Consider the following 23,410-nt stretch of genomic DNA (forward strand, 5'->3'; position numbering starts at 1 on the left):
TTTAGTTTTGTGCTTTGAAAAAATTAATTAGCACTTGTGCTGATTGCTTACCCGCTTCAACAATAAAGTCATCAAAAGTCATACCGGCTTCACCATTAGCGTTATCTGAAATAGCACGCACTACCGCAAATGGCACATCAAAATAGTGGGCGACTTGGGCAATTGAAGCACCTTCCATTTCAGCTGATTGCGCATTCTCAAAGTATTGTAGGATATTCTTCTTTTGAATGTCACTAGCAATAAATGAATCGCTTGTAACAATCAAGCCGTTAACCAAGCGTGCATCGGTCACTGTGTGGTATGCCTCCGTCAAACCAGCTGTTAACTCAGGATTAGCTTTAAAACGCGCTGGTTGTTGTGGTACTTGTCCATATTCATAACCAAAGGCACGTGCATCTGCATCGGCATATGCTAACTCGTCAGCAATGACAACATCCCCAATCCGTAAATCTGCGCCAATTGCACCTGCAGAACCAGAATTAATCACGGCATCAACACCAAAGTTTGTAATCAAAATTGTCGTTGTCAATGCTGAAGCGACCTTACCAATACCAGATTCTACAACAACAACATCAACTTTACCGATTTTACCATGATGAAATAGTTTACCGGCAATGGTTGATTGTTTCTCATCAACCATTGCTTCCACTAAAGCTGCCTTCTCTTCTGCCATTGCATTTATTACACCGTAACGCATTAATTAATTCTCCTCAATCTTAAATCTACTACAAAAAAATCAAAATAATATAGGTTAAAATAATTAACCCAATCAATACCACGATTGTTACATTCAAGCGATGCTTTAAACGTGTGGTTTTCCCATTCTTTGTTAATTTCCGTGTTTGTTCATCTAATTCATATCGCCCATGGCGTGTTAATCGATGTTCTTCACGTGTTAATAATGTTGGACCTTGTGATGATTGACCATAGTTACCCTCACTAGGTGTATCCACTTGAAACTGACCAGCATCCTGGCCCACTGTTTCGTTATCTTCACGCTTTTTTTTATTAAATAACATCTTGTTTACCCGTTATTGTAATGTACGCCAATATAAATATGCCATATTTGTTTTAGCATCTTTTAACTGACCACTATTAAACAATTCAGTTGCTTCGTCGTAATCAACATAAATCAAATCAATTTGTTCATCGTCATCTTGTGGTAATTCGTTTGCGACTGGTTCTAAATCAGTCGCAAAATACAATGTCATATATTCATCGGAAAAACCAATTGATGTATAAAAACTGGTAATTTTCTCAATTTTATTAGCTGATAAACGGGTTTCTTCATTTAACTCTCGATTCACAGCATCTAATGGCGCTTGATCACGATCATCTATCTTACCGGCAGGAATTTCTAATGTCATAGCCTTAACCGGTGCACGCCATTGCTTTTCCAAAATCATTTTATTGTCACTAGTTAAAGCTAAAATTGCAATCGCATCTGCATGATAAACAATATCGCGTTTTGTTTCACGTCCATCTGGTAAAACAACTGTCTGTTCAACCGCCCGTACAATATGACCATCATACTTTAGGCTTTCACTTATCACTTTTTCAGCAAACTTTTCGGTATTTTCTGATAGATTTACCATCCTATCTCATCCCTCCAATACTTAATCGACAACTTCAACAGCAGCAGCTTGTGGTCCCCTTACACCTTGAATAACGACCAGTGTAACTTCTTGTCCAACCTTCAAATCACGCACATGAGGTGTTTGAATAGCAGAGAAATGTACAAAAACGTCGTCTTCACCTTTTAATTCAATGAAACCATAACCTTTATCTGACTGCCAATTTTTTACATAACCACTGATTTTTTCCATTTACTTACTCCTTATTATCCCACGCTTGTTTCAATATAAGCATAAATTGCAATCCCAATTAAGACAACGTAACTTGCCATCGTACTAATACGCCACCATGTTAGCCAAAAACGTCGTGTTACAAAATTCTCACGAACAAAGCCTTGGTATAAAGCTAAGGCAATACCCCACATGACAAACATTAGGAACATGGGGATTAACATTGTGATGTGCCAAACTTCAAATGTTGTGGTAGCAATACTCCACCAAGCTATAACAACAGCTAAATCTGTTGCTTTTAAACTTTGTGGCCAATGATTTTGTAAAAGCGTTTGTTTCAAAACCGAAAGAATTAGCAAAGTGATTAATGCAATAAACACCGTTACTGGCCAGTTAAATAATGTCAGCATTACTGCCTCCTAAAATGTATTAATCTATTCATTATACCTTTAATTAGTTAGTCTGTGGTACGTTATCTGATTTTTTTGTTACAATAGACTAAATGAAAAATTAGAGGTGTACCATGCAAAAGAAAAACAAAAAGAAAAAGTCAACCATGCAAAAAGTCATTCAAACATTTGTTGTTTTCATGTTAATTCTATCATTCGCAAGTGTTTTTATCACATTATTGCAAGTTACTTTCTAAATAGAACCACTACAAAAAGAGACATTAGTTTAGTGATGTTATAGGATTTACCTATCATCACCACTACTAATGTCTCTTTTTTTCTATTAATTAATCATCAAAATTCCAAATACCAGCCACATGTAATTGATTTAATAATTGTTCTGAACTATTACCGTCGGCAAGTACATGACCTGTCTGAGGTAATAAATTATCAAAATGATACCTAGCAATTTGCCAATGTGGTTGAATTTGCCAGTGACGGTACAATAATGGTTCTTGTTTTTCCGAAATAGGCAAATAAACAGCTGCTTGCTCAAAAATAACATCAGTTAATTTTTGGCCGGTGATGGCACGCAAATGTTGACCAGCTACTGTCACATTAGTTGACGCATCATACAACACAGTTGTTTTTGACAAACCAGGAATCACATTGCGCAAATACAACGTACCATTATTTGACAACAAAAATGTAACATCATATGCACCAACATAGTCTAGCGCAGCGCCTAATTTTTCAGTCACATTCATAATCTCACTAACAACTTCGTCTGCAATATTTCCGACGGTCCAAGCACTAGTTAAGCCAGGTTCTAACAAATGAACTTGACGCAACGGGAACATAATGGTGTCATTATTTGAACTCCGCACAGCTGTCATCACAAATGATTGCGTATTTTCTAGCCATGGTTCGATTAATAATGTACTACCATCAATCATGGGTGCAACTAATCCTAAGTCCCACTCACCCCGTAAAATCACCTGATCATCAATGTTTTTATGCTTAAAAACAGGCTTTACAATCAGTGGATAACCTAATTTCGTGCCTGCCTGAGCTATTTCATCTAAAGAACTACCAGTTTCATAAGGTAAGATATTTAAAGATTCATTTTCATAAAATGCTTTAGCTAATGCATGGTCATCAGTAATCTCTAAAATTCGTGTTCCCTGTGGCACAACTTGATTTGCTAATTGATCAGTAATCTGTATCGGTAACCAGGCCGAAGTATATGTGATCATATCAGATAACGCCGTAAAACTTTCTAACTCATCATCGTTGTCTTCTTGACCCAAAAAACGATAATCCGCTTCTTTAAAAAGTACAGAGTCACTATAACTACTATAGCCAGCTACTTGATAGCCCATATTATGAGCAGCTTGTGCTAAATATCGGCTAGTAATGCCATCCCCAATGATACCTATAGTAGCCCCTGGTAGAATTTCAAAACTCATTTTATCTCACCCCTTTTTCAGTACAAATTTACTTATTATCATACTTATCTATGTGATAAGTTTCAATCATTTGAATTATTTTCGTCGCATATGCTGGGTCTGTTGCATAACCTCCGGAAACTAAGCCATTTGCAGCTGTCTTATAATCCGTTGCCTGCACAACAGTAGCATATCGTTGTGGATTATCAGTAGTACCATTAACTAATAATTTAGCATGTCCAACCATCGAATCTTGCCAACTATCATAAATTCGAAACGATGCATTTACTGTAACCCATTGATTATTTTCAAACTCCTTAGTCGATAAAGAAACACTTGGTTGACCAGATGATGCTTTTACCCCAAAGAAATTATTATATTTCTTTGATAATTCAGACTGGCCCCAATTTGACTCTAATGCTGCTTGCGCAATACTAATAGAAGACAACACACCATAATCTTTTTCAATTTGTTGTGCTTCAGGAGCTATTTTTTTAATAAACTCTTCATGTTCTAAAGTCACTGTCGACACCTCTTCAGTTGATTTGTCTTTATTTGAATTATTTACCCTTAAATCTGTCTGCCAAATTGCTAGACCTAATAAGCAAACCACACATATAAATACACGACCACGATTTAGTTTACCATTCTTCACAAAAAAATCTTGTATGCGCCACTTTTTCTTCCGCTTAGCCAGAAAATCACCCTCTTATTTATCAGTTAAATGTCCGTGATCTAATTCTAACAACGTCTTGAATCTAGGTTCTGTCTCCATTAATTGAGTTGGTGTACCTTGCATTGAAATCTCTCTATTTTCAATAAAGATTAGTTCATCTACTAATTCGATTCCTGTCAAATGATGCGTTACCCAAACAATTGTCCGATCAGCTAGAACATGAAAAATAGTATGCAAAACATTTAACTCGGTAATTGGATCCAAAGCAACTGTTGGTTCATCCAAAATAACAATTGGTGTATCCTGCAACAAAACACGAGCTAACGCAAATCGTTGCTTTTCACCACCAGAAAAGCGGTTTCCCATTTCTGTCATTGGCGTATTTAACCCTTCTGGTAAACTACCAACCAAATCAGCTAACGAAACTTGACGTAGCACTCGCCACAAATCTTCATCAGTTGCTTCCAGATTACCTAAACGTAAATTATTAGCAACTGAACTAGCAAAGATATAAGGCTGTTGATCTAATACTGAAATAATATTTGATCGTTGTTGCTGTAACGTGTTAACTTCATAGCCATTAATTGAAACAGACCCACTATTAGGTTGCTCATCTCCTAGGAGTAACTTCAAAAGCGTTGTCTTTCCTGCACCAGATTGTCCTAGAATAGCTAATTTTTTGCCACTTTCAATAGTTAAATCTAGGTCCTCTAACACTACCTTTTCATTATAACCAAAATTAACTTGATTAAACTTAATTTCCGGATTTGAAATTTCTGTTGTAACTTGTGGTACCTCTGCTTGCGACTCACTTTGGGCGCTTTCATCCATTTGGTTCAACCTTTGAATTGAATCTTGATAACGTGGCCATTCACCAATTCCGGTACTAATTGATGTTAATGAATCCTGAACAGGGAAAATAGCTAAGACAAAGGCAGCAATCCAATTAACACCAAAACTATCGTTACCAAAATGTTTTGTTGCAAAAACTAACAATATAACTGCAGTGGCACCAATGACAACAGCACCAAACATGTCACGCCACCAATTAAAGTGGGCTTGTTTCGTCTTAATTTCATTAATGGCATTAAAATCATTTTGTTGACGATCAAATAATTCATTTGTTCGACCAGACAAAATCCAATCTTGTAATCCCATTACAGAATCTGTCAAATCAGTATATAACTGTCCTTCTAATTGTTGCTGCTTAAAATCACGTGCACCATTAACGGCAATCGTCACAATTGGTGCCAAAATGGTAATCATACCAAGCATCACAAATACAGCTAGTGCAAATCCCCAATCAAAGACACCAACACCAATTGAAATTAAAATATAAGTAACAAGACCAATTACTGTTGGAAACAAAGTTCTAAGGTAGAAATTTTCGATTTTAAATAAATCATTGTCTAATACACCCAAGACTTCACCAGTTTGTGATTTGGCATAGACTGATTTTGTACCAACTTCAACCAATTCATACAATCGCTTACGGAATTTTGAAACAATTCGTAAAACCCAATTATGAGATACTAGGCGTTCAGCATATCGAAATGATGGCCGGCCAATTCCAAAAGCTCTAGTCAATACGATTGGTACATAAACCATCAAAATATTTTCTGGCATTTGTGCTGATCGTGAAATTAGATAACCAGATGTAAACATCAAGGCAGCACCACAAAAGATTGTCATAAAACCTAAAAACAAAATCAAAACAAGTAATTTTTTATATGATTTTAAATATGGGAAAACCCAAGTATCTTTTTTCATTAACGTTATTAACTTATTCATTATTTACTACCTCGCATTGCTGACTGCAAAGCAACAAAGTATCCTTGTTTTTTATTTAATTCAGACAAAGTACCTTGCTCGACTATCTTACCATCTTGCATAACCAAAATGAGGTCCATATCAGTCAACCAGTGTAAACGATGCGTTGCAAAAATCACTAGACGATCCTCAAAAAGTGGTAACATCGTTTCTTTCAACTTAATCTCAGTTTCAATATCCAAGTGTGCAGTTGGCTCATCCAATAATAGGACACGACGTTCTTGATCTAGCAATATACGTGCTAACCCAATTCGTTGTGTTTGACCACCAGAAGCTTGCACAGCTCCTTCACCAATCACAGTGTCCAGTCCCTGCTCAAGCGACTCATACCATTCATCAAGGCCAACGGCATTAATAGCATTAATCAAATCTTCGTCAGTCTTATCAGGTGCATAAAAAGCTAAATTCTGACGCAATGTGTCATGAAAAATATAGGGTTGTTGTGGCAAAACTTGTAACTGGGACTGCCAGTCTTCTTGTTGCAAGTGTGGTAGCTCTTGATTATTAATTTTGAAACTACCATCCCCTACTAGAAAACCACCTAATAAGTTAAGTAACGTTGATTTTCCTGAACCAGACGTTCCAACGATTGCAACTCTTTGATAGCCCTTCAACGATAAATTAATATCTGCTAAAGTATTTTGTTCAGCATTGGGATATTGATAGTTCAAATTAGCAACTTCTAAAACATCACTTGGTTGCCAACGTTGTTGCTGACTTTGATAAACATCTGTATCAGCAGCTGTTTCAGTTTCTAAAACGTCCATAATATCTGCAAAAGCATTCTTACCATTCAAAGTTGCATGATAGTCATTCGCAAAGTTACGGATTGGTTCAAAATATTCTGGTGCCAGTACTAAAATTGTTAAAGCTGGTAGTAATGGCATTGTACCGTTCATTAATCCTAACCCTAAAAATAGGGCTACGATGGCGATTGATAAGGTTGTAAAGAAATCAAGTGCGAACGTTGACAATATTGCAATCTTCAATGTACTTATTGTTGCTTTACGGTGATCTTCAGAAACATCATAAATGTTGTTAGCATATTCTTTTGCCAAACCAATTTGCTTTAAAGTTGTTAACCCACGTAATGAATCAACGAAGTGGTTTGAGAGACGATTGAAAGTATCATACTCACGATCCGCTTTGGCTTGCGCTGCATAACCTAAAATAATCATGAATAAGATAATTACCGGATAGATAATAAATAAGAAAAGGGCTTGTTTCCAATCAATAAAACAAATATATGCTAGAACAACCCAAGGAATAATCATCATATCAAACAATTTCACTAAAACTAATGTGAAATAATCATGTACTTGATCAATTCCCTCAACTGCGAGGGTTACTGATTTTCCCGTTCCTAAGTCACTAATTGTACTTGGTCCTAGATGTGCATATTGTTTTGTTAATTCACTTTGCAACATCCCTGTAGTGTGATTTGCAAATGGGGCCAAAGCATATTCTTTGCAAACACCCAAAAGCTGTCGAAATACGTAAACGCTTATAAAAACAATAATTACAATAAAAATTGAACTTAATGGATGTTTTTGCCAAACTTCAGTTAAAGCAATACTAAGTGCGCGACCTTGTCCAACAATCGTAATTGCTTGAATAAGTGTTAATAAACAAAGTAATCCTAAGGCCTTTTTGGCGCCAGGAAACTTAAATAATCGCGGATCTAACATGATATAATTCCTTCCTATCTGAAAATAAATAAAATATGTATAAAAAGGTTGGGACAACTACTGTTCCAACCTTTTTTAATGTATCAACGATAAACCTATTGATACTTAATTAATGGGACGTCTTTGCAACTCGAATACGGTCACTGAATACGTAAAAGCTCCAAATTTGGTAAGCTAACACAATTGGTAATGCCGTCAACGAGATAATCGTCATCCACTTTAACGTGTATGGTGAAGATGTTGCATTCTTCAAAAGAAGTGACATACCAGCTTCGTTACCAACGATAACACGTGGGAACAAACCAGTAAACAACAAGGCAACCAAGGCGATAATTACAAGACCTAACATAATAAATGCCCAAGTATTATTACGCTTTAATGTCGTTGTCCATGCTAATAAGGTCAAAACAACAATAAATGCTAATAGGATTAACGTCCATACCGGCTTCTTCGTAAAGAAATCAGTAAAGATAAATAGTGTAACCGCAAAAGCGACTTCGCCAACTAGAAGCACTGGATATAAGACCTTCAATTGCTTTTGAATACGATCATGTAATGCGCCTACTTCAATCTTCAAACGGGCGTAATTCAAACCGTGTACATAAGAAAGCAATGACAATGCAACTCCACCAATAACTGAAAAGACATTGAAGTAATCCCAGAAATTAGCTGACATATCACCATTTGCATTCAAAGGCATTCCTTGCACAACATCAGTAAATAGTAAACCAAACAAGAATGGTACTAACATTGATGTAATAGCTGAAATCGTAGTCCATAAGCCTCTAAACTTAGCTGTACGCATTTGTCCACGGAATTCGAAAGAAACACCACGATAAATTAAGCAAATCAAGATGGCAAAAAGAATCAAATAGAAACCTGAGAACAATGATGCATACCAGAAAGGCATAGCAGCAAACATGGCACCACCAGCGGCAATCAACCATACTTCGTTACCATCCCAATGAGGTCCGATAGATCTAATTAATGCATCTTCTTCAGCTTCATTCTTAGCCAAAGTCTTTAATGACATTCCAATACCGAAGTCAAACCCTTCCAAGAAGAAGAAACCGGCAAACAATACAGCAATCAAAACAAACCATAACATTTGATATCCTGTCATGTTTAGGCCTCCTTTCCGTTCGCAAATGCTTCAGGTGAGAATGGATCAACATTTTCATCAGTTTCTTTGTCATCCACTGACTCAGGGCCGGCAATCATAACACGACGAGAAAGCATAATCATAATCAATCCCAAAATCAAGAATGTTGAGAAGTACAAAATATTTGAGGTCAATAACGATGCTGCTGAAACATTAGGTGACACGGCATCTGCCATCGTTAGCACACCATATACAACCCAAGGAGCACGACCTAATTCGGTAATCAACCAACCTGATGTAATTGCCACATATGGTAAGAAGGTTGATAGCCCAAATATCCAAAGTACCCACTTATACTTCGAAATATCAATTTTTGACTTTTTACGTACTGCCCATAATGCTATTAATGCCAGCAAACCAAAGGCACCAGCAGAAACAGCCATAATACGGAAACTGTAGTAAAGCGTGTTATTTGGCAAATAATAGTTCATATCATGACCAAATTTCACGTCATATTTCTCATGTAATTCATCATTTAATTCATGCCAACCTTTACTACCACCAGTTAATGAATGGTGAGCCAAAAGTGACAACATATAAGGAATATCTAGTGACCACTTAACTTCATGGGTATCTGGGTCACTGACAGCGATAACTGACCATGGTGCTTGCTTGTCTTTACCACCAACGTTTTTATCAAGCGCTTCAGTCGCAGCAAACTTCATTGGTTGGTCATCTTGCAATGCCAATGAATGACGATCACCAGTGTATAGCAAACCAACTGTTCCAATTAAGGCAACAATGGCGCCGACTTTAACTGATTTCTTGAAAAAGTCTAATTCGTGATGAGGACGACGTAACAATGACCAAGCTGAAACACCAATAACGACAAACGAGCCAGCCATGAACGTCGCAAAAATAACGTGAGGGAATTCCAACCATAATTGATGATTTTGCAACAATGCTGGAAAATCAGTCAACACCGCACGGTCAAACTTATGATCAATTCTGAAGCCGACTGGATTTTGCATAAATGAATTTGCTGCTAAAATCCATAGGGCTGAAAATGCAGAACCTAAAGTTGTTAACCAAATAAACAATAGATGGAGTTTTTTATTAAAACGATCCCAACCAAATGTCCATAGGCCTAAGAACGTTGACTCCAAAAAGAATGCTACCAAAGCTTCAACGGCTAGAGCCGGACCAAAGATATCCCCTACATAACGTGAATATCTTGACCAATTCATACCAAATTGGAACTCTTGGATGATTCCAGTAACAACACCAACCGCAAAACTGAGCATAAATATTTTACCCCAGAATTTTGCCATTCGCTTGTACTGATCATCTTTTTTGATAACATATAACGTTTCCATTACTGAAACAACAATTCCTAGCCCAATTGACAATGGTACAAAGAAAAAGTGAAAAATCGTTGTCATTGCGAACTGGAAGCGTGCAAGATTCAAAATGGATAAACCTGCTACCAAGCTCATACAACTAACCTCCTACTCAATAATTAAATTTTTTAAGCGCAATAAGTGCTCATATACATTTTATTGTACCCATTTTAGAACTTTTTTACCACTTTAATTTACTAAATAAAGCTTAATTTGTGAATTTTTTTATAAAGAATTTTTCATAATTTGTTTGCAAAAAAAATATTTCTGAAAATCGCTTTTAATTAATAGACCTTTTCCGATATTTTGCTTAGAATAAAAGAAAAAATACTTTTTGGAGGACTGATTATGTCGACGAATTTATTAGCAATTTCACCTTTAACAGATGAAAATGTGAAGGTCTTAACCACTTATGATGTAAACGTTATTTTACCAGAAAATTTAGTACCCGAAGACTATGCTAATATCAATGTTATATATGGTTGGAATGCTGATTTAGCTGATAATATATTAGATACCCCCAACAATCAACTAAAATGGATACAAGCTTTCTCAGCTGGTGTTGATTATATGCCATTACAAAAATTTGCCGAAAATAATATCATACTGACAAACGCAAGTGGTCAGAGAGCTATTCCGATTGCGCAAAGTGTCCTTAGTTATATTTTTTACTTTGCTCGCGGGTTACATGAATATAGTAATCAAACGAGTTGGACACCCTTTACAGACCAGTTTACCCTCAAAACATTGCCAATTATCATTTTTGGTACTGGTAAAATTGGGCAACAAATCGCCAAATACTTGCATGCCTTTGACACACCTGTTTATGGTGTTAATACTTCAGGTCACGTTGTTGCAAATTTTGATCAAGTATTTGCAATAGATGACTTAGATAACTTACCTGAAGATATTGCTGTTGTAGTTGATACATTACCAGGGACACCTCAAACCAACGACTTTTTCAATCAAGAACATCTAGACTTATTTAATGACTTATTCTTATTTATCAATATTGGGCGTGGTTCAACCGTCAACGAAACGGATTTAATTGCTAAATTAAACAATGGTAGTATCCAACATGCTGCACTTGATGTTACCAATATTGAACCAATCCCTGAAGATTCTGTTCTGTGGCAACAAGATAATTTGCTCTTAACCCAACATACAACTTGGGCTGGTGGTTTGGAAAAATTATTTGATATTCTAATGCTTAATTTGCCTAATTTCGTTAATGATAAGCCATTGACATATAACGTCATTGATTACGATGCTGGATATTAATAATAACTATACATAAAGCGGCTGGGAAAAATATCCCAGCCGCTTTTTTGCCTAATCAGTAATTCTTTTATTATGAAAACTTATTATCTAAATATGCTTTAACATCATCTTGTAAATGACTATCTTTTGAAAATTCAGCAGCCGCGTATATTAACATTTGTGCATTTTGTTTTTCTTCCATTAACGATAACTGTTCACAGCACTTAACTCGCAACTTCTGTAATTTCACGATTTGATGGAATTGATCTTTTGCGGGTAAAACAGATAAAGCTTGTATAATCCGCTCATTAGCTTTTTGAGGATTTCCAATCGCTAAATATAAGGCACTTTGATGGTAATAGGTATGTGCAATGACATTACCTAACTCTGCTCGTAACGCTGGTCGATAACCTTGTATCAACCCACAGGCACGCTCATAACATTCTGATGCATAAACATACTCACCTTGTGCTGCCCAAGTAGCTCCCATTTCCGTATAGATTTCGATCATTAACTCCATTTGATGTTTCTCAGCATCACCTAGCGCAATTTGTAATAATTGCATAGCAACTGTAGTCTGTTTTTGTGCTAATGCAATCCTTGCCTTTAATAAATTAAATTCAGGTAATGCAAATGCAGGTAAGCGTCTGATTAATGATGTATTCTCCAGGCGATTAGCTGCTTGATCAACTTGATCAGTATCAATAAAATATCGAATAACTGTTAATGGTGTAACTGTTAATTCATTGATTTTCGCAACGTTAGCAACCCGTAATTGTAACCGGGCACACAATTGCTGTAACACTGTAATATTGGAAATTTCATCAGTTCGTTCAATCCTGGATAATAATGACTGATGACAAATTCCCTCGGCAACATCTGCCTGTGAAATTCCTAATTGCTCGCGACGACGTTTTAAACTACCTTTTAATAATTTCATTTCTTTGTTCTCCAAAGCTAAAATATATTTACTAGCATAAATGTTAATTAAATAATAAACAAGTCTTTTTATATTAAATTTTATTATTAAAACTTAGTTAAATGCATATTTTATGATATTTTTCATAATCAAAAACAACGTTACATCAATCTATGTAAAGGCATTTTTAGTGTTATCAATAACATCATATTTTTAAAATAATTTATTTTTACATATTTGTCTTGATGGTTTTGTATGGCGTGATTGATAAATATTACAAAATAAATTGACTAACTTTTAAATCAAAACAATAATAAAAGATTTATTAAATCAATATCTAGTTGAAACATCATTATAAAATTTCCTTTTAATGTTGTTATGATTATTCACTATATGTACACACTGCTTAGATCATGTATAAATTAAATACACCATCTTATAATGCTATTAACTGGCATTATCTATGTCTTAATGAAATTACCAAACTGAACATATTAAAGCGTTATAACGCATAGCTAAAACCTAAAATGAGGCTACAGTTATTAGAATCACATAAAACTCTTTACGATCTTCTAAATAGCTCAGCAATGACTTATTAAACACGCTATAGCACTTTAAAGGATAAATAGCTTTCTACAAACTTCTAGCCATAGTTTTTTTATCATTAATATACAAATAAATGTCATGCTATCCTACAAGATTACGCAACTACTAGGTTTTGTCATTTACATGCTGATTTAGTACCAATTAAGACAAAGACTTAAACACAAAAAAGCAGATTTCTATAATTAGAAATCTGCTTTTATAATTCATATTAAGTACGGAGACAGAGGGATTCGAACCCTCGCGCCAGTTTCCCGACCTACACCCTTAGCAGGGGCGCCTCTTCAGCCTCTTGAGTATGTCCCCATGTCAAAAATAATTATCTTTAACACAATGGGACTGAGAGGACTCGAACCTCCGACCTCACCCTTATCAGGGGTGCGCTCTAACCAGCTGAGCTACAGTCCCATACAACAAAAGCGGATGACGGGAATCGAACCCGCATTTCCAGCTTGGAAGGCTGGGGCACTAGCCATTGTACTACATCCGCATTACATTAAATATAATGCAAATGGCGCGGGGCGGAATCGAACCGTCGACACTACGAGCTTCAATCGTATGCTCTACCAACTGAGCTACCGCGCCAATAAAACGGTCACAACGGGATTCGAACCCGTGATCTTTCGCGTGACAGGCGAACGTCATAACCAACTAGACCATGCGACCAAAAATTAAATACGTATTTAATTTTAATTGCGGGTGTAGGATTTGAACCTACGACCTCCGGGTTATGGGCCCGACGAGCTACCAGACTGCTCTAACCCGCGATAATAAATATTATATACCACATAAATGGTAAAAGGAGAATGTGGGATTCGAACCCACGCGCCGGTTTCCCGACCTGACGGTTTTCAAGACCGTTCCCTTCAGCCAGACTTGGGTAATTCTCCATAAATACCTAAGGCCTAAATGGACCTTGTTGGACTCGAACCAACGACCGGACGGTTATGAGCCGTCTGCTCTAACCAACTGAGCTAAAGGTCCAAGTTATTTGAGCCAATCGCGGCGGGGGGAATCGAACCCTCGACCTCCCGGGTATGAACCGGACGCTCTAGCCAGCTGAGCTACACCGCGAACTATAACAAACTGTTATAATCGGGACGACAGGATTCGAACCTGCGACCCCCTGGTCCCAAACCAGGTGCTCTACCAAACTGAGCTACGTCCCGAACATGCTAACTAGCACTAATAAATAGCAAACTTAAATTTGCAATGCACCTAGAAGGATTCGAACCTTCAACCTTCTGATTCGTAGTCAGACACTCTATCCAGTTGCGCTATAGGTGCAAATAATATGCCGGCTACCGGGATCGAACCGGTACGATGTCTCCATCGCAGGATTTTAAGTCCTGTGCGTCTGCCTATTCCGCCAAGCCGGCAAAGCGAACAACGGGATTCGAACCCGCGACCTCCACCATGGCAAGGTGGCGTTCTACCAGCTGAACTATATTCGCATGATGCCGACTAAAGGGTTCGAACCTTCGACCTCCGCTTTACAAGAGCGATGCTCTACCAACTGAGCTAAGTCGGCAACAAAACACAAGTTGCCAGTTTGACGAAATAGTATTCATATTATTTAAGTGGGTCGTCTGGGGCTCGAACCCAGGACCCATGGATTAAAAGTCCACTGCTCTGCCAACTGAGCTAACGACCCAATGGACGTTACAGGGTTCGAACCTGTGACCCCCTGCTTGTAAGGCAGGTGCTCTCCCAGCTGAGCTAAACGTCCATTGATGCATCGCGATGTCCTATCCTCGCAGGAGGCGATCCTCCAACTACTTTTGGCGCTACTGAGCTTAACTGCTGTGTTCGGTATGGGAACAGGTGTGACCTCAGTGCCATCATCACGACACGATAGTTACTAAAAGCAACCACGAGATTAATTATCTCAAAACTGAATCATAATGTCAATAGATTTTTAAATAAATGCCTTACACCACTTGCTACTTGGTTAAGTCCTCGAACCATTAGTACTAGTCCGCTCCATACGTCACCGTACTACCACTTCTAGCCTATCTACCTTATCATCTATAAGGGGTCTTACTTCATTACTGAATGGGAAATCTCATCTCGAGGCGAGTTTCACACTTAGATGCTTTCAGCGTTTATCTCATCCGTACATAGCTACTCAGCGATGCTCCTGGCGGAACAACTGATACACCAGTGGTACGTCCACCCCGGTCCTCTCGTACTAAGGGCAGCTCCTCTCAAATTTCCTACGCCCGCGACGGATAGGGACCGAACTGTCTCACGACGTTCTGAACCCAGCTCGCGTACCGCTTTAATGGGCGAACAGCCCAACCCTTGGGACCGACTACAGCCCCAGGATGCGATGAGCCGACATCGAGGTGCCAAACCTCCCCGTCGATGTGGACTCTTGGGGGAGATAAGCCTGTTATCCCCAGGGTAGCTTTTGTCCGTTGAGCGATGGCCCTTCCATGCGGAACCACCGGATCACTAAGCCCTACTTTCGTACCTGCTCGACTGGTAAGTCTCACAGTCAAGCTCCCTTGTGCCTTTACACTCTGCGAATGATTTCCAACCATTCTGAGGGAACCTTTGGGCGCCTCCGTTACTCTTTGGGAGGCGACCGCCCCAGTCAAACTGCCTGCCAGACACTGTCTTCCACCACGCTTAGTGGTGTGAGTTAGAGTGTTCATACAACGAGGGTAGTATCCCACGTGTGCCTCCATCGAAACTAGCGTCCCGATTTCTACGGCTCCTACCTATGCTGTACAAGCTGCACAAACACTCAATATCAAGCTACAGTAAAGCTCCATGGGGTCTTTCCGTCCTGTCGCGGGTAACCCGCATCTTCACGGGTCTTTAAATTTCACCGAGTCTCTCGTTGAGACAGCGCCCAGATCGTTACGCCTTTCGTGCGGGTCGGAACTTACCCGACAAGGAATTTCGCTACCTTAGGACCGTTATAGTTACGGCCGCCGTTTACTGGGGCTTCAATTCGTACCTTCGCCGAAGCTAAGCACTCCTTTTAACCTTCCAGCACCGGGCAGGCGTCAGCCCCTATACGTCATCTTACGATTTTGCAGAAACCTGTGTTTTTGATAAACAGTCGCCTGGGCCTATTCACTGCGGCTCAGCTTGCGCTGAGCACCCCTTCTCCCGAAGTTACGGGGTCATTTTGCCGAGTTCCTTAACGAGAGTTCACTCGCTCACCTTAGGATGCTCTCCTCGACTACCTGTGTCGGTTTGCGGTACGGGCAGGTAAACACTAACTAGAAGCTTTTCTCGGCAGCGTGACATCACAGACTTCCCTACTTTATTTCGGTCCTCATCACAACTTGTCCTATAAGAAGCAAGCATTTAACTCACCTCAAGACTTATTGCTTGACCCAGCATTTCCAATTGCTGGGATCTGTTAGCCTTCTGCGTCCCTCCATTGTTCAAACATGTTCACCTGGTACAGGAATCTCAACCTGTTAGCCATCGACTACGCCTTTCGGCCTCGCCTTAGGTCCCGACTAACCCTGGGAGGACGAGCCTTCCCCAGGAAACCTTAGTCATACGGTGGACAGGATTCTCACCTGTCTTTCGCTACTCATACCGGCATTCTCACTTCTAAGCGCTCCACCAGTCCTCACGGTCTGACTTCACTGCCCTTAGAACGCTCTCCTATCGCGCCACTTACGTGGCACCCGTAGTTTCGGTGGTGTGTTTAGCCCCGGTACATTTTCGGCGCAGAATCACTCGACTAGTGAGCTATTACGCACTCTTTAAATGGTGGCTGCTTCTGAGCCAACATCCTAGTTGTCTATGCAACTTCACATCCTTTTCCACTTAACACACACTTAGGGACCTTAACTGACGATCTGGGCTGTTCCCCTTTCGACAATGGATCTTATCACTCACTGTCTGACTCCCGGACATACGTGATTGGCATTCGGAGTTTATCTTAATTTAGTAACCCGAGATGGGCCCCGCATCAAAACAGTGCTCTACCTCCAACACGCTATCTTCCGAGGCTAGCCCTAAAGCTATTTCGGAGAGAACCAGCTATCTCCAAGTTCGATTGGAATTTCACCGCTACCCACACCTCATCCCAACATTTTTCAACATGTACGGGTTCGGGCCTCCAGTGCGTTTTACCACACCTTCACCCTGGACATGGGTAGGTCACCTGGTTTCGGGTCTACAACAACATACTTAAGCGCCCATTTCAGACTCGCTTTCGCTACGGCTCCGGTCTTTCCACCTTAACCTCGCATGGTATCGTAACTCGCCGGTTCATTCTACAAAAGGCACGCTATCACCCATTAACGGGCTCTAACTTGTTGTAGGCACATGGTTTCAGGAACTTTTTCACTCCCCTTCCGGGGTGCTTTTCACCTTTCCCTCACGGTACTGGTTCACTATCGGTCACTAGAGAGTATTTAGCCTTACGAGATGGTCCTCGCAGTTTCCGACCGGATTTCACGTGTCCGGCCGTACTCAGGATCCTACACGGGAGTTTGCTTACTTTCACATACGGGGCTATCACCCTGTCTCGCTCAGTTTCCCAGCTGATTCTGTTAATAAACAAATTTGTAACTCCACAACGGTAGTCCTACAACCCCAGAGTGCAAGCACTCTGGTTTGGGCTACTCCGCGTTCGCTCGCCGCTACTGACGGAATCGATTTTTCTTTCTGCTCCTGTTGCTAATGAGATGTTTCAGTTCACAACGTCTACCTTCGTTTAGCTATGTATTGACTAAACGATAACTTGCATAACAAGCTGGGTTCCCCCATTCGGAAATCCCCGGATCAAAGCTTACTTACAGCTCCCCGAGGCATATCGGTGTTAGTCCCGTCCTTCATCGGCTTCTAGTGCCAAGGCATTCACCATGCGCCCTTAATAACTTAACCGATCAACTTTCGTTGATGATTTCGTTTGAGTATTGTGACTCAATGGTCACAAGCGATTTTAAACTTATTTAAAAAACTCAAAAAATTACGCGGTGTATTTTTTCGGCTCAATTTTATTGATACTATCAATATAAATGAATTTAAAAAATTTACAATTATGATTCAGTTTTCAAAGAACTAATTAGAGAGATAAATCTCTCAAAACTAAATATCGTTTCGTATAGAATGTGCAGGTTCCGATTTTCCTTAGAAAGGAGGTGATCCAGCCGCAGGTTCTCCTACGGCTACCTTGTTACGACTTCACCCTAATCATCTGTCCCACCTTAGACGGCTGGCTCCTAAAAGGTTACCCCACCGGCTTTGGGTGTTACAAACTCTCATGGTGTGACGGGCGGTGTGTACAAGACCCGGGAACGTATTCACCGCGGCGTGCTGATCCGCGATTACTAGCGATTCCGACTTCATGTAGGCGAGTTGCAGCCTACAATCCGAACTGAGACATACTTTAAGAGATTAGCGTACCCTCGCGGGTTAGCGGCTCGTTGTATATGCCATTGTAGCACGTGTGTAGCCCAGGTCATAAGGGGCATGATGATTTGGCGTCATCCCCACCTTCCTCCGGTTTGTCACCGGCAGTCTCACTAGAGTGCCCAACTAAATGCTGGCAACTAATAATAAGGGTTGCGCTCGTTGCGGGACTTAACCCAACATCTCACGACACGAGCTGACGACAACCATGCACCACCTGTCACCTTGTCCCCGAAGGGAACACACTATTTCTAGTGTTTGCAAGGGATGTCAAGACCTGGTAAGGTTCTTCGCGTTGCTTCGAATTAAACCACATGCTCCACCGCTTGTGCGGGTCCCCGTCAATTCCTTTGAGTTTCAACCTTGCGGTCGTACTCCCCAGGCGGAGTGCTTAATGCGTTAGCTGCGACACTCAAGGGCGGAAACCCTCGAACATCTAGCACTCATCGTTTACGGTGTGGACTACCAGGGTATCTAATCCTGTTTGCTACCCACACTTTCGAGCCTCAACGTCAGTTACAGTCCAGAAAGCCGCCTTCGCCACTGGTGTTCTTCCATATATCTACGCATTTCACCGCTACACATGGAGTTCCACTTTCCTCTACTGCACTCAAGTTATCCAGTTTCCAAAGCAACTCCTCAGTTGAGCTGAGGGCTTTCACTTCAGACTTAAATAACCGTCTGCGCTCGCTTTACGCCCAATAAATCCGGATAACGCTTGGAACATACGTATTACCGCGGCTGCTGGCACGTATTTAGCCGTTCCTTTCTGGTAAGATACCGTCACACACTGAACAGTTACTCTCAGTGCCGTTCTTCTCTTATAACAGTGTTTTACGAGCCGAAGCCCTTCATCACACACGCGGCGTTGCTCCATCAGGCTTGCGCCCATTGTGGAAGATTCCCTACTGCTGCCTCCCGTAGGAGTATGGGCCGTGTCTCAGTCCCATTGTGGCCGATCAGTCTCTCAACTCGGCTACGCATCATCGCCTTGGTAAGCCATTACCTTACCAACTAGCTAATGCACCGCGGGTCCATCTCTTAGTGATAGCAGAACCATCTTTCAACCAACAACCATGCGGTTGTTGGTATTATACGGTATTAGCACTTGTTTCCAAATGTTATCCCCTGCTAAGAGGTAGGTTACCCACGTGTTACTCACCCGTTCGCCACTCTTTGAAATCAAAAATCAAATCAGAGCAAGCCCGTCATATCAATTTGCACAAAGCGTTCGACTTGCATGTATTAGGCACGCCGCCAGCGTTCATCCTGAGCCAGGATCAAACTCTCATTTTAAAAGTTTGAGTATAACTCAATATTTGTTATTTGTTTAACAGAAGTTAAACGAATTTATTAGCGAATTGACTTCGCAAATGTTTTTGTATCAAGCAAATTGCTTGATGACCCTACACATTTGTTCTATCGAAACGATATTCAGTTTTCAAAGAACTATCTCGTTTGGAAATATCCAAACACTGCCCTATTAATTTTACTTGATTTATCTTGCGATGTCAACAAAAACTTTTTTGATTAAAATCATAAGATAGATAAGCGTCCTTAACGCAACTTAACAATCATACCTCACTAAATGATGATTGTCAACATTTAGTTTGTATCAATTGTTATTGAATTTCGATAAACAATGTAATCTTTCCTCAAAACTCAACTTTTTAATAATACCGAATTTAACACACAAATGCAAGCTTTTTTTCGAAAAAGTTAATCCAATTGAATAACACCTGTCATATCAACGTTTTTTAGCAATTCTTTTATATCACGTGCATTGACAAACTGAAGTCCCAGTAAACTCAATCTGTCTAAATTGAGTAATTCCGAATCAATTGGTTCGAAAGTATACAATGAAACTAAATCCTCAGTTGAGTCTAATCCCTTAGTATGCCAAGAAGCCAACTCACCAAACTGTAAATTGTCCATCTTGATACCTAATTCATCACGCATACCATTAACGATCGATCCAAGTGCTGTATCTCCATCGTGCTTGTGCATTTTAACAGTATAAAATTGAGGTAGCGGTACTTCATCCGTTACTAGAAAATATGGCTGTTCATTTCTTGTAAATACAATTGTTCCAGCAATCAATGACATAATCTTCTCCTAAGCCTCTAATGATGTAATCTTTGCAATGCTTCATCTATCATAAGTGGACTATTTTTTGCAATTGTATCAAAACCAATTGCTAAATGTTGATTTGTCCAATAATGATGTTGTGTATACTTATACTCTTGATTTACTTTATCCTTATCAATTTCTACCTTATCATAACCATCTAAAACAGTTCTCCGTGACAATGATATCTTATTAGTATAAATATCGATATCAAGAATCATCACCTTCACAGGTTGACCAATCTTTAACTCATCCCCAATTTTACGAATGAATGCTGAACGACATTCAGAAATATGAATCAATCCTTGATGTTGTTCATCTAATTGTACAAAAGCACCATATGGTTGCACACCAGTGACCGTACCTTCTACAACATCGCCAATATGAAACGACATACTACCATCTCCTACTTAATAAAAATACTTATGTATCCGAGAAAATATCCCGGCTTTAATACGCAATTAAACTATTCTTTAACCGTAGCTTTTAAAATCTTAATGTCGTTATCTGGCTTATCAGCATAATCTACTTTTTGTAGTGCCATTTTATCAATCACATCCATACCCTTAATCACTTGACCAAATACTGTATGATGATGATCTAACCAGGGTGTACCACCGTTTTGACCATAAGCTGACACAATTTCATCTGGTAACACACCTGTTAATGATCGTAGCATTTGTGCAGGTACTTTATGTGCTTGTACAATAAAAAATTGTGAACCATTTGTATTAGGACCTGCATTAGCCATTGATAATGCACCACGCAAATTAAAGATCTCATCAGAGAACTCATCCGCAAATGGCTTGCCCCAAATTGATTCACCACCCATACCAGTACCGGTTGGGTCACCACCTTGAATCATAAATTCATTAATAACACGGTGAAAAATGATACCGTCATAGTAACCATTCTTAATTAAACCAACGAAATTTTCAACTGTCTTAGGTGCTTGCGTTGGAAACAATTGGATCTCAACGTCACCCATTGTTGTTGATAAAGTAGCAACTGGTCCGGTTACTTCATCCATATTTAGCTGTGGATATGTCATTATTTTCTACCTCTTAAGTTCTATTAAATACATTGTAGTTATTATAACATATAACTCATACTGCTTAAAAAGTGATAAACTAGTAGCTAAGTCATTTAAGTCAGCTAAATAACATAGGAGTTTAAACATACAATGATTCAAATCATCGACATCTTCCTCCACTTAGACGTGCATCTAAACAATCTTGTTAATGCATGGGGTGGCTGGTCATACGCCGCTTTATTTGCAGTTATTTTCATTGAAACCGGTGCCGTCGTGTTACCATTCTTACCTGGTGACTCATTACTTTTTGCTGCTGGTTCAATCGCAGCCTTATCAGGTAATTCACTTAACCACTGGGTATTAATGTTATTATTTTGGATTGCGGCAACAACCGGCGATTCGCTAAACTTCTTTTTAGGTCGCACAGTTGGTTTAAAATTAGTGCATCATCCTATTCTAGGTCGTTTTATTAAAGAAAAACACCTTGAAGAAGCCAATGAGTTCTTCGTTAAACATGGTAAAATGGCAGTCATTCTAGGTCGTTTCTTACCAGTAATTCGAACGTTAGTCCCATTTACAGCAGCCGTTTCTAATTTCCGTTATCGTAATTTCGTCATGTTAGAAATGTTAGCCGTCACACTTTGGGTAGTTATTGCTGTAGAAGCTGGTTACTATTTTGGTGGTAATCAATTTGTTAGTGATCATTTCTCACTAGTCTTAATTGGTATCCTACTCGTATCTGCATTACCAGCAATTATTAGTGCTTTGCGCCAAATGATTACTAGCAAAAAGCAAAAACAAATGGATAAATAACAAATAAAAAAGGGGCTGGTTTCTACCAGCTCCTTTTGTGTATCTTGTTAACTTACTTATTGCTGTCATCAATGACAACATTACCAGCTTCAATTTCTTCAAAGGCTTGACCAATAGGTTTTACTGAATCAAACTTTTCTATAGTTGGTAATTCACCTTGCTCTAATTCATGAGCACGCTTAGCACCTAAGGCAATTAACTTATAACGTGAATCAACTTTTTCTAATAGCTTATCAACAGATGGGTATAAAATCATGCTTCTAACTCCTCAATCATCTTAATATACTCAGGCAACACACGATTAACACGTAGTCGCTCAACTTTAATTATATCTTTTATACGATTAACGGCTAATGATACTTCATCATTTACAACCGCATAATCATAGTTTGCCATCATCCGAATTTCAGCAGTTGCTGCTGCAACGCGTCGATCGATGACTTCCATTGCTTCAGTACCACGACCAATCAAGCGCTCTTTTAGGGCAGCCAAATCAGGCGGTGTCAAGAAAATATAGGCACCTTCTGGCATCTTTTCTTTCACTTGCAAGGCACCTTGTACATCAATTTCCAACAAGACATCTCGTCCAGCTGCTAAGGTCTGCTCAATAAACTTTTTAGGAGTACCATAGTAATTTCCTACATACTCAGCATATTCCAGCATATCACCATTTGCAATCTCTGTTTCAAATTCATCGCGAGTCACAAAAAAGTAATCCTCACCATTTACTTCACCATTTCTTGGTTGTCTAGTTGTCATTGAAATAGAATATTGAAAATCAATATCTGGTTCCTCAAATAAGGCTTTTCGTACTGTACCTTTACCGACACCAGAAGGTCCAGATAGTACGATTAATACACCACGCTTCATGGTACTCATTACTCCTAACTTTTTTATCTAGCTGTTTAAGTAGACATTTTACTCGC

General features: G+C 39.4%; 20 protein-coding genes, 16 tRNA genes and 3 rRNA genes. 3 read left to right on the forward strand and 36 right to left on the reverse strand.

Features of this window, described 5'->3' with window-relative positions; translation table 11 throughout:
* Position 1 precedes the first annotated feature (1 nt).
* The 5 genes from ACSYSF_RS05915 to ACSYSF_RS05935 are packed head-to-tail and all read right to left on the reverse strand — an operon-like array spanning position 2 to position 2,215.
* The gene (locus ACSYSF_RS05915) at positions 2–697 is read right to left on the reverse strand and encodes a 5'-methylthioadenosine/adenosylhomocysteine nucleosidase (protein ID WP_489867064.1); all 696 of its coding nucleotides are present in this window, start codon (positions 695–697) and stop codon (positions 2–4) included.
* Positions 698–725: 28 nt separating this feature from the next.
* Positions 726–1,019, reverse strand: a complete 294-nt coding sequence (locus ACSYSF_RS05920) for a hypothetical protein (protein ID WP_489867065.1) — start codon at positions 1,017–1,019, stop codon at positions 726–728.
* A gap of 12 nt (positions 1,020–1,031) precedes the next feature.
* Complete coding sequence (locus ACSYSF_RS05925) at positions 1,032–1,595, reverse strand: NUDIX hydrolase (protein WP_489867066.1); 564 nt, start codon at positions 1,593–1,595, stop codon at positions 1,032–1,034.
* 21 nt (positions 1,596–1,616) lie between these two features.
* Complete coding sequence (locus ACSYSF_RS05930) at positions 1,617–1,817, reverse strand: cold-shock protein (protein ID WP_489867504.1); 201 nt, start codon at positions 1,815–1,817, stop codon at positions 1,617–1,619.
* A 23-nt stretch (positions 1,818–1,840) separates the two neighbouring features.
* Entirely contained in the window at positions 1,841–2,215 is a 375-nt protein-coding gene (locus ACSYSF_RS05935; RefSeq protein ID WP_489867067.1) for a DUF3397 family protein, read from the reverse strand.
* Between the two features lie 113 nt (positions 2,216–2,328).
* On the opposite strand from ACSYSF_RS05935, the gene ACSYSF_RS05940 reads away from it, so the two are divergent.
* Positions 2,329–2,451: a DUF4044 domain-containing protein gene (locus ACSYSF_RS05940; protein ID WP_489867068.1), complete on the forward strand. Its 123-nt coding sequence runs from the start codon at positions 2,329–2,331 to the stop codon at positions 2,449–2,451.
* A gap of 90 nt (positions 2,452–2,541) precedes the next feature.
* Here the strand turns inward: ACSYSF_RS05940 and ACSYSF_RS05945 are convergent, their stop codons facing one another.
* From ACSYSF_RS05945 to ACSYSF_RS05970, 6 genes are all read right to left on the reverse strand, one after another.
* Positions 2,542–3,663 (reverse strand): ATP-grasp domain-containing protein, encoded by a 1,122-nt coding sequence (locus tag ACSYSF_RS05945; protein ID WP_489867069.1) that lies wholly within the window; start codon positions 3,661–3,663, stop codon positions 2,542–2,544.
* 28 nt (positions 3,664–3,691) lie between these two features.
* Entirely contained in the window at positions 3,692–4,297 is a 606-nt protein-coding gene (locus ACSYSF_RS05950; RefSeq protein ID WP_489867070.1) for a glycoside hydrolase family 73 protein, read from the reverse strand.
* A 54-nt stretch (positions 4,298–4,351) separates the two neighbouring features.
* A complete protein-coding gene (cydC, locus tag ACSYSF_RS05955) occupies positions 4,352–6,109 on the reverse strand; it encodes a thiol reductant ABC exporter subunit CydC (protein ID WP_489867071.1) in 1,758 nt (585 codons plus the stop codon).
* On the reverse strand, positions 6,109–7,836 hold the full coding sequence (gene cydD, locus ACSYSF_RS05960) for a thiol reductant ABC exporter subunit CydD (RefSeq protein WP_489867072.1): 1,728 nt from the start codon (positions 7,834–7,836) through the stop codon (positions 6,109–6,111). Before cydD ends, cydC begins: the two co-directional genes overlap by 1 nt.
* Positions 7,837–7,945: 109 nt before the next feature.
* The gene (cydB, locus tag ACSYSF_RS05965) at positions 7,946–8,959 is read right to left on the reverse strand and encodes a cytochrome d ubiquinol oxidase subunit II (RefSeq protein WP_489867073.1); all 1,014 of its coding nucleotides are present in this window, start codon (positions 8,957–8,959) and stop codon (positions 7,946–7,948) included.
* 2 nt (positions 8,960–8,961) lie between these two features.
* Positions 8,962–10,434 (reverse strand): cytochrome ubiquinol oxidase subunit I, encoded by a 1,473-nt coding sequence (locus tag ACSYSF_RS05970; protein WP_491737222.1) that lies wholly within the window; start codon positions 10,432–10,434, stop codon positions 8,962–8,964.
* A 252-nt stretch (positions 10,435–10,686) separates the two neighbouring features.
* Here ACSYSF_RS05970 and ACSYSF_RS05975 point away from each other — a divergent pair, with 252 nt between their 5' ends.
* Positions 10,687–11,619 (forward strand): NAD(P)-dependent oxidoreductase, encoded by a 933-nt coding sequence (locus ACSYSF_RS05975; protein ID WP_489867075.1) that lies wholly within the window; start codon positions 10,687–10,689, stop codon positions 11,617–11,619.
* 70 nt (positions 11,620–11,689) lie between these two features.
* On the opposite strand, the gene ACSYSF_RS05980 is transcribed toward ACSYSF_RS05975, so the two are convergent.
* From ACSYSF_RS05980 to ACSYSF_RS06090, 23 genes are all read right to left on the reverse strand, one after another.
* A complete protein-coding gene (locus ACSYSF_RS05980; RefSeq protein ID WP_489867076.1) occupies positions 11,690–12,538 on the reverse strand; it encodes a helix-turn-helix domain-containing protein in 849 nt (282 codons plus the stop codon).
* Between the two features lie 800 nt (positions 12,539–13,338).
* Positions 13,339–13,426 (reverse strand) — tRNA-Ser (locus tag ACSYSF_RS05985).
* A gap of 28 nt (positions 13,427–13,454) precedes the next feature.
* A tRNA-Ile gene (locus tag ACSYSF_RS05990) sits at positions 13,455–13,528 on the reverse strand.
* A 10-nt stretch (positions 13,529–13,538) separates the two neighbouring features.
* Positions 13,539–13,610 (reverse strand) — tRNA-Gly (locus ACSYSF_RS05995).
* Between the two features lie 22 nt (positions 13,611–13,632).
* Positions 13,633–13,705: transfer RNA gene (locus tag ACSYSF_RS06000), tRNA-Phe, on the reverse strand.
* 7 nt (positions 13,706–13,712) lie between these two features.
* Positions 13,713–13,786 (reverse strand) — tRNA-Asp (locus ACSYSF_RS06005).
* Positions 13,787–13,813: 27 nt separating this feature from the next.
* Positions 13,814–13,887 (reverse strand) — tRNA-Met (locus tag ACSYSF_RS06010).
* A 33-nt stretch (positions 13,888–13,920) separates the two neighbouring features.
* Positions 13,921–14,010: transfer RNA gene (locus ACSYSF_RS06015), tRNA-Ser, on the reverse strand.
* Between the two features lie 20 nt (positions 14,011–14,030).
* Positions 14,031–14,104, reverse strand: a tRNA-Ile gene (locus ACSYSF_RS06020).
* A 16-nt stretch (positions 14,105–14,120) separates the two neighbouring features.
* A tRNA-Met gene (locus ACSYSF_RS06025) sits at positions 14,121–14,194 on the reverse strand.
* 21 nt (positions 14,195–14,215) lie between these two features.
* Positions 14,216–14,289, reverse strand: a tRNA-Pro gene (locus tag ACSYSF_RS06030).
* Between the two features lie 44 nt (positions 14,290–14,333).
* A tRNA-Arg gene (locus ACSYSF_RS06035) sits at positions 14,334–14,407 on the reverse strand.
* 8 nt (positions 14,408–14,415) lie between these two features.
* Positions 14,416–14,499 (reverse strand) — tRNA-Leu (locus ACSYSF_RS06040).
* 2 nt (positions 14,500–14,501) lie between these two features.
* Positions 14,502–14,574, reverse strand: a tRNA-Gly gene (locus ACSYSF_RS06045).
* Positions 14,575–14,578: 4 nt separating this feature from the next.
* Positions 14,579–14,651 (reverse strand) — tRNA-Thr (locus tag ACSYSF_RS06050).
* Positions 14,652–14,701: 50 nt separating this feature from the next.
* A tRNA-Lys gene (locus tag ACSYSF_RS06055) sits at positions 14,702–14,774 on the reverse strand.
* Positions 14,775–14,776: 2 nt separating this feature from the next.
* Positions 14,777–14,849, reverse strand: a tRNA-Val gene (locus ACSYSF_RS06060).
* A gap of 6 nt (positions 14,850–14,855) precedes the next feature.
* Positions 14,856–14,972: ribosomal RNA gene (gene rrf / locus ACSYSF_RS06065) — 5S ribosomal RNA — on the reverse strand.
* 95 nt (positions 14,973–15,067) lie between these two features.
* A 23S ribosomal RNA gene (locus ACSYSF_RS06070) occupies positions 15,068–17,983 on the reverse strand.
* 250 nt (positions 17,984–18,233) lie between these two features.
* Positions 18,234–19,807: ribosomal RNA gene (locus ACSYSF_RS06075) — 16S ribosomal RNA — on the reverse strand.
* The 16S, 23S and 5S rRNA genes sit together here with 16 tRNA genes alongside, the layout of an rRNA operon.
* A gap of 423 nt (positions 19,808–20,230) precedes the next feature.
* Positions 20,231–20,617, reverse strand: coding sequence for a hypothetical protein (locus ACSYSF_RS06080; RefSeq protein ID WP_489867077.1), 387 nt, complete (start codon positions 20,615–20,617; stop codon positions 20,231–20,233).
* 17 nt (positions 20,618–20,634) lie between these two features.
* Positions 20,635–21,033 (reverse strand): CvfD/Ygs/GSP13 family RNA-binding post-transcriptional regulator, encoded by a 399-nt coding sequence (locus ACSYSF_RS06085; protein WP_489867078.1) that lies wholly within the window; start codon positions 21,031–21,033, stop codon positions 20,635–20,637.
* A 71-nt stretch (positions 21,034–21,104) separates the two neighbouring features.
* On the reverse strand, positions 21,105–21,689 hold the full coding sequence (locus ACSYSF_RS06090) for a peptidylprolyl isomerase (protein ID WP_489867079.1): 585 nt from the start codon (positions 21,687–21,689) through the stop codon (positions 21,105–21,107).
* 132 nt (positions 21,690–21,821) lie between these two features.
* Between ACSYSF_RS06090 and ACSYSF_RS06095 the strand changes: the two genes are divergently transcribed.
* Positions 21,822–22,484, forward strand: a complete 663-nt coding sequence (locus ACSYSF_RS06095) for a VTT domain-containing protein (protein WP_489867080.1) — start codon at positions 21,822–21,824, stop codon at positions 22,482–22,484.
* A gap of 52 nt (positions 22,485–22,536) precedes the next feature.
* Here ACSYSF_RS06095 and rpoZ read toward each other — a convergent pair whose 3' ends face one another.
* Together rpoZ and gmk are read right to left on the reverse strand one after the other, a co-directional pair.
* The gene (rpoZ, locus tag ACSYSF_RS06100) at positions 22,537–22,740 is read right to left on the reverse strand and encodes a DNA-directed RNA polymerase subunit omega (protein ID WP_489867081.1); all 204 of its coding nucleotides are present in this window, start codon (positions 22,738–22,740) and stop codon (positions 22,537–22,539) included.
* The gene (gene gmk, locus ACSYSF_RS06105) at positions 22,737–23,354 is read right to left on the reverse strand and encodes a guanylate kinase (RefSeq protein ID WP_489867505.1); all 618 of its coding nucleotides are present in this window, start codon (positions 23,352–23,354) and stop codon (positions 22,737–22,739) included. The genes rpoZ and gmk overlap by 4 nt, the downstream gene beginning before the upstream one ends.
* Positions 23,355–23,410: the final 56 nt, after the last annotated feature.

Source organism: Weissella sp. ESL1139 (assembly GCF_058506735.1).

Bases quoted from the DNA above. Each gene is read 5' to 3' on its own strand.
- ACSYSF_RS05915 (WP_489867064.1), bottom strand. From the start codon at position 697: ATGCGTTACGGTGTAATAAATGCAATGGCAGAAGAGAAGGCAGCTTTA.
- ACSYSF_RS05920 (WP_489867065.1), bottom strand. From the start codon at position 1,019: ATGTTATTTAATAAAAAAAAGCGTGAAGATAACGAAACAGTGGGCCAG.
- ACSYSF_RS05925 (WP_489867066.1), bottom strand. From the start codon at position 1,595: ATGGTAAATCTATCAGAAAATACCGAAAAGTTTGCTGAAAAAGTGATA.
- ACSYSF_RS05935 (WP_489867067.1), bottom strand. From the start codon at position 2,215: ATGCTGACATTATTTAACTGGCCAGTAACGGTGTTTATTGCATTAATC.
- ACSYSF_RS05940 (WP_489867068.1), top strand. From the start codon at position 2,329: ATGCAAAAGAAAAACAAAAAGAAAAAGTCAACCATGCAAAAAGTCATT.
- ACSYSF_RS05945 (WP_489867069.1), bottom strand. From the start codon at position 3,663: ATGAGTTTTGAAATTCTACCAGGGGCTACTATAGGTATCATTGGGGAT.
- cydC (WP_489867071.1), bottom strand. From the start codon at position 6,109: ATGAATAAGTTAATAACGTTAATGAAAAAAGATACTTGGGTTTTCCCA.
- cydD (WP_489867072.1), bottom strand. From the start codon at position 7,836: ATGTTAGATCCGCGATTATTTAAGTTTCCTGGCGCCAAAAAGGCCTTA.
- cydB (WP_489867073.1), bottom strand. From the start codon at position 8,959: ATGACAGGATATCAAATGTTATGGTTTGTTTTGATTGCTGTATTGTTT.
- ACSYSF_RS05970 (WP_491737222.1), bottom strand. From the start codon at position 10,434: ATGAGCTTGGTAGCAGGTTTATCCATTTTGAATCTTGCACGCTTCCAG.
- ACSYSF_RS05975 (WP_489867075.1), top strand. From the start codon at position 10,687: ATGTCGACGAATTTATTAGCAATTTCACCTTTAACAGATGAAAATGTG.
- ACSYSF_RS05980 (WP_489867076.1), bottom strand. From the start codon at position 12,538: ATGAAATTATTAAAAGGTAGTTTAAAACGTCGTCGCGAGCAATTAGGA.
- ACSYSF_RS06080 (WP_489867077.1), bottom strand. From the start codon at position 20,617: ATGTCATTGATTGCTGGAACAATTGTATTTACAAGAAATGAACAGCCA.
- ACSYSF_RS06085 (WP_489867078.1), bottom strand. From the start codon at position 21,033: ATGTCGTTTCATATTGGCGATGTTGTAGAAGGTACGGTCACTGGTGTG.
- ACSYSF_RS06090 (WP_489867079.1), bottom strand. From the start codon at position 21,689: ATGACATATCCACAGCTAAATATGGATGAAGTAACCGGACCAGTTGCT.
- ACSYSF_RS06095 (WP_489867080.1), top strand. From the start codon at position 21,822: ATGATTCAAATCATCGACATCTTCCTCCACTTAGACGTGCATCTAAAC.
- rpoZ (WP_489867081.1), bottom strand. From the start codon at position 22,740: ATGATTTTATACCCATCTGTTGATAAGCTATTAGAAAAAGTTGATTCA.
- gmk (WP_489867505.1), bottom strand. From the start codon at position 23,354: ATGAAGCGTGGTGTATTAATCGTACTATCTGGACCTTCTGGTGTCGGT.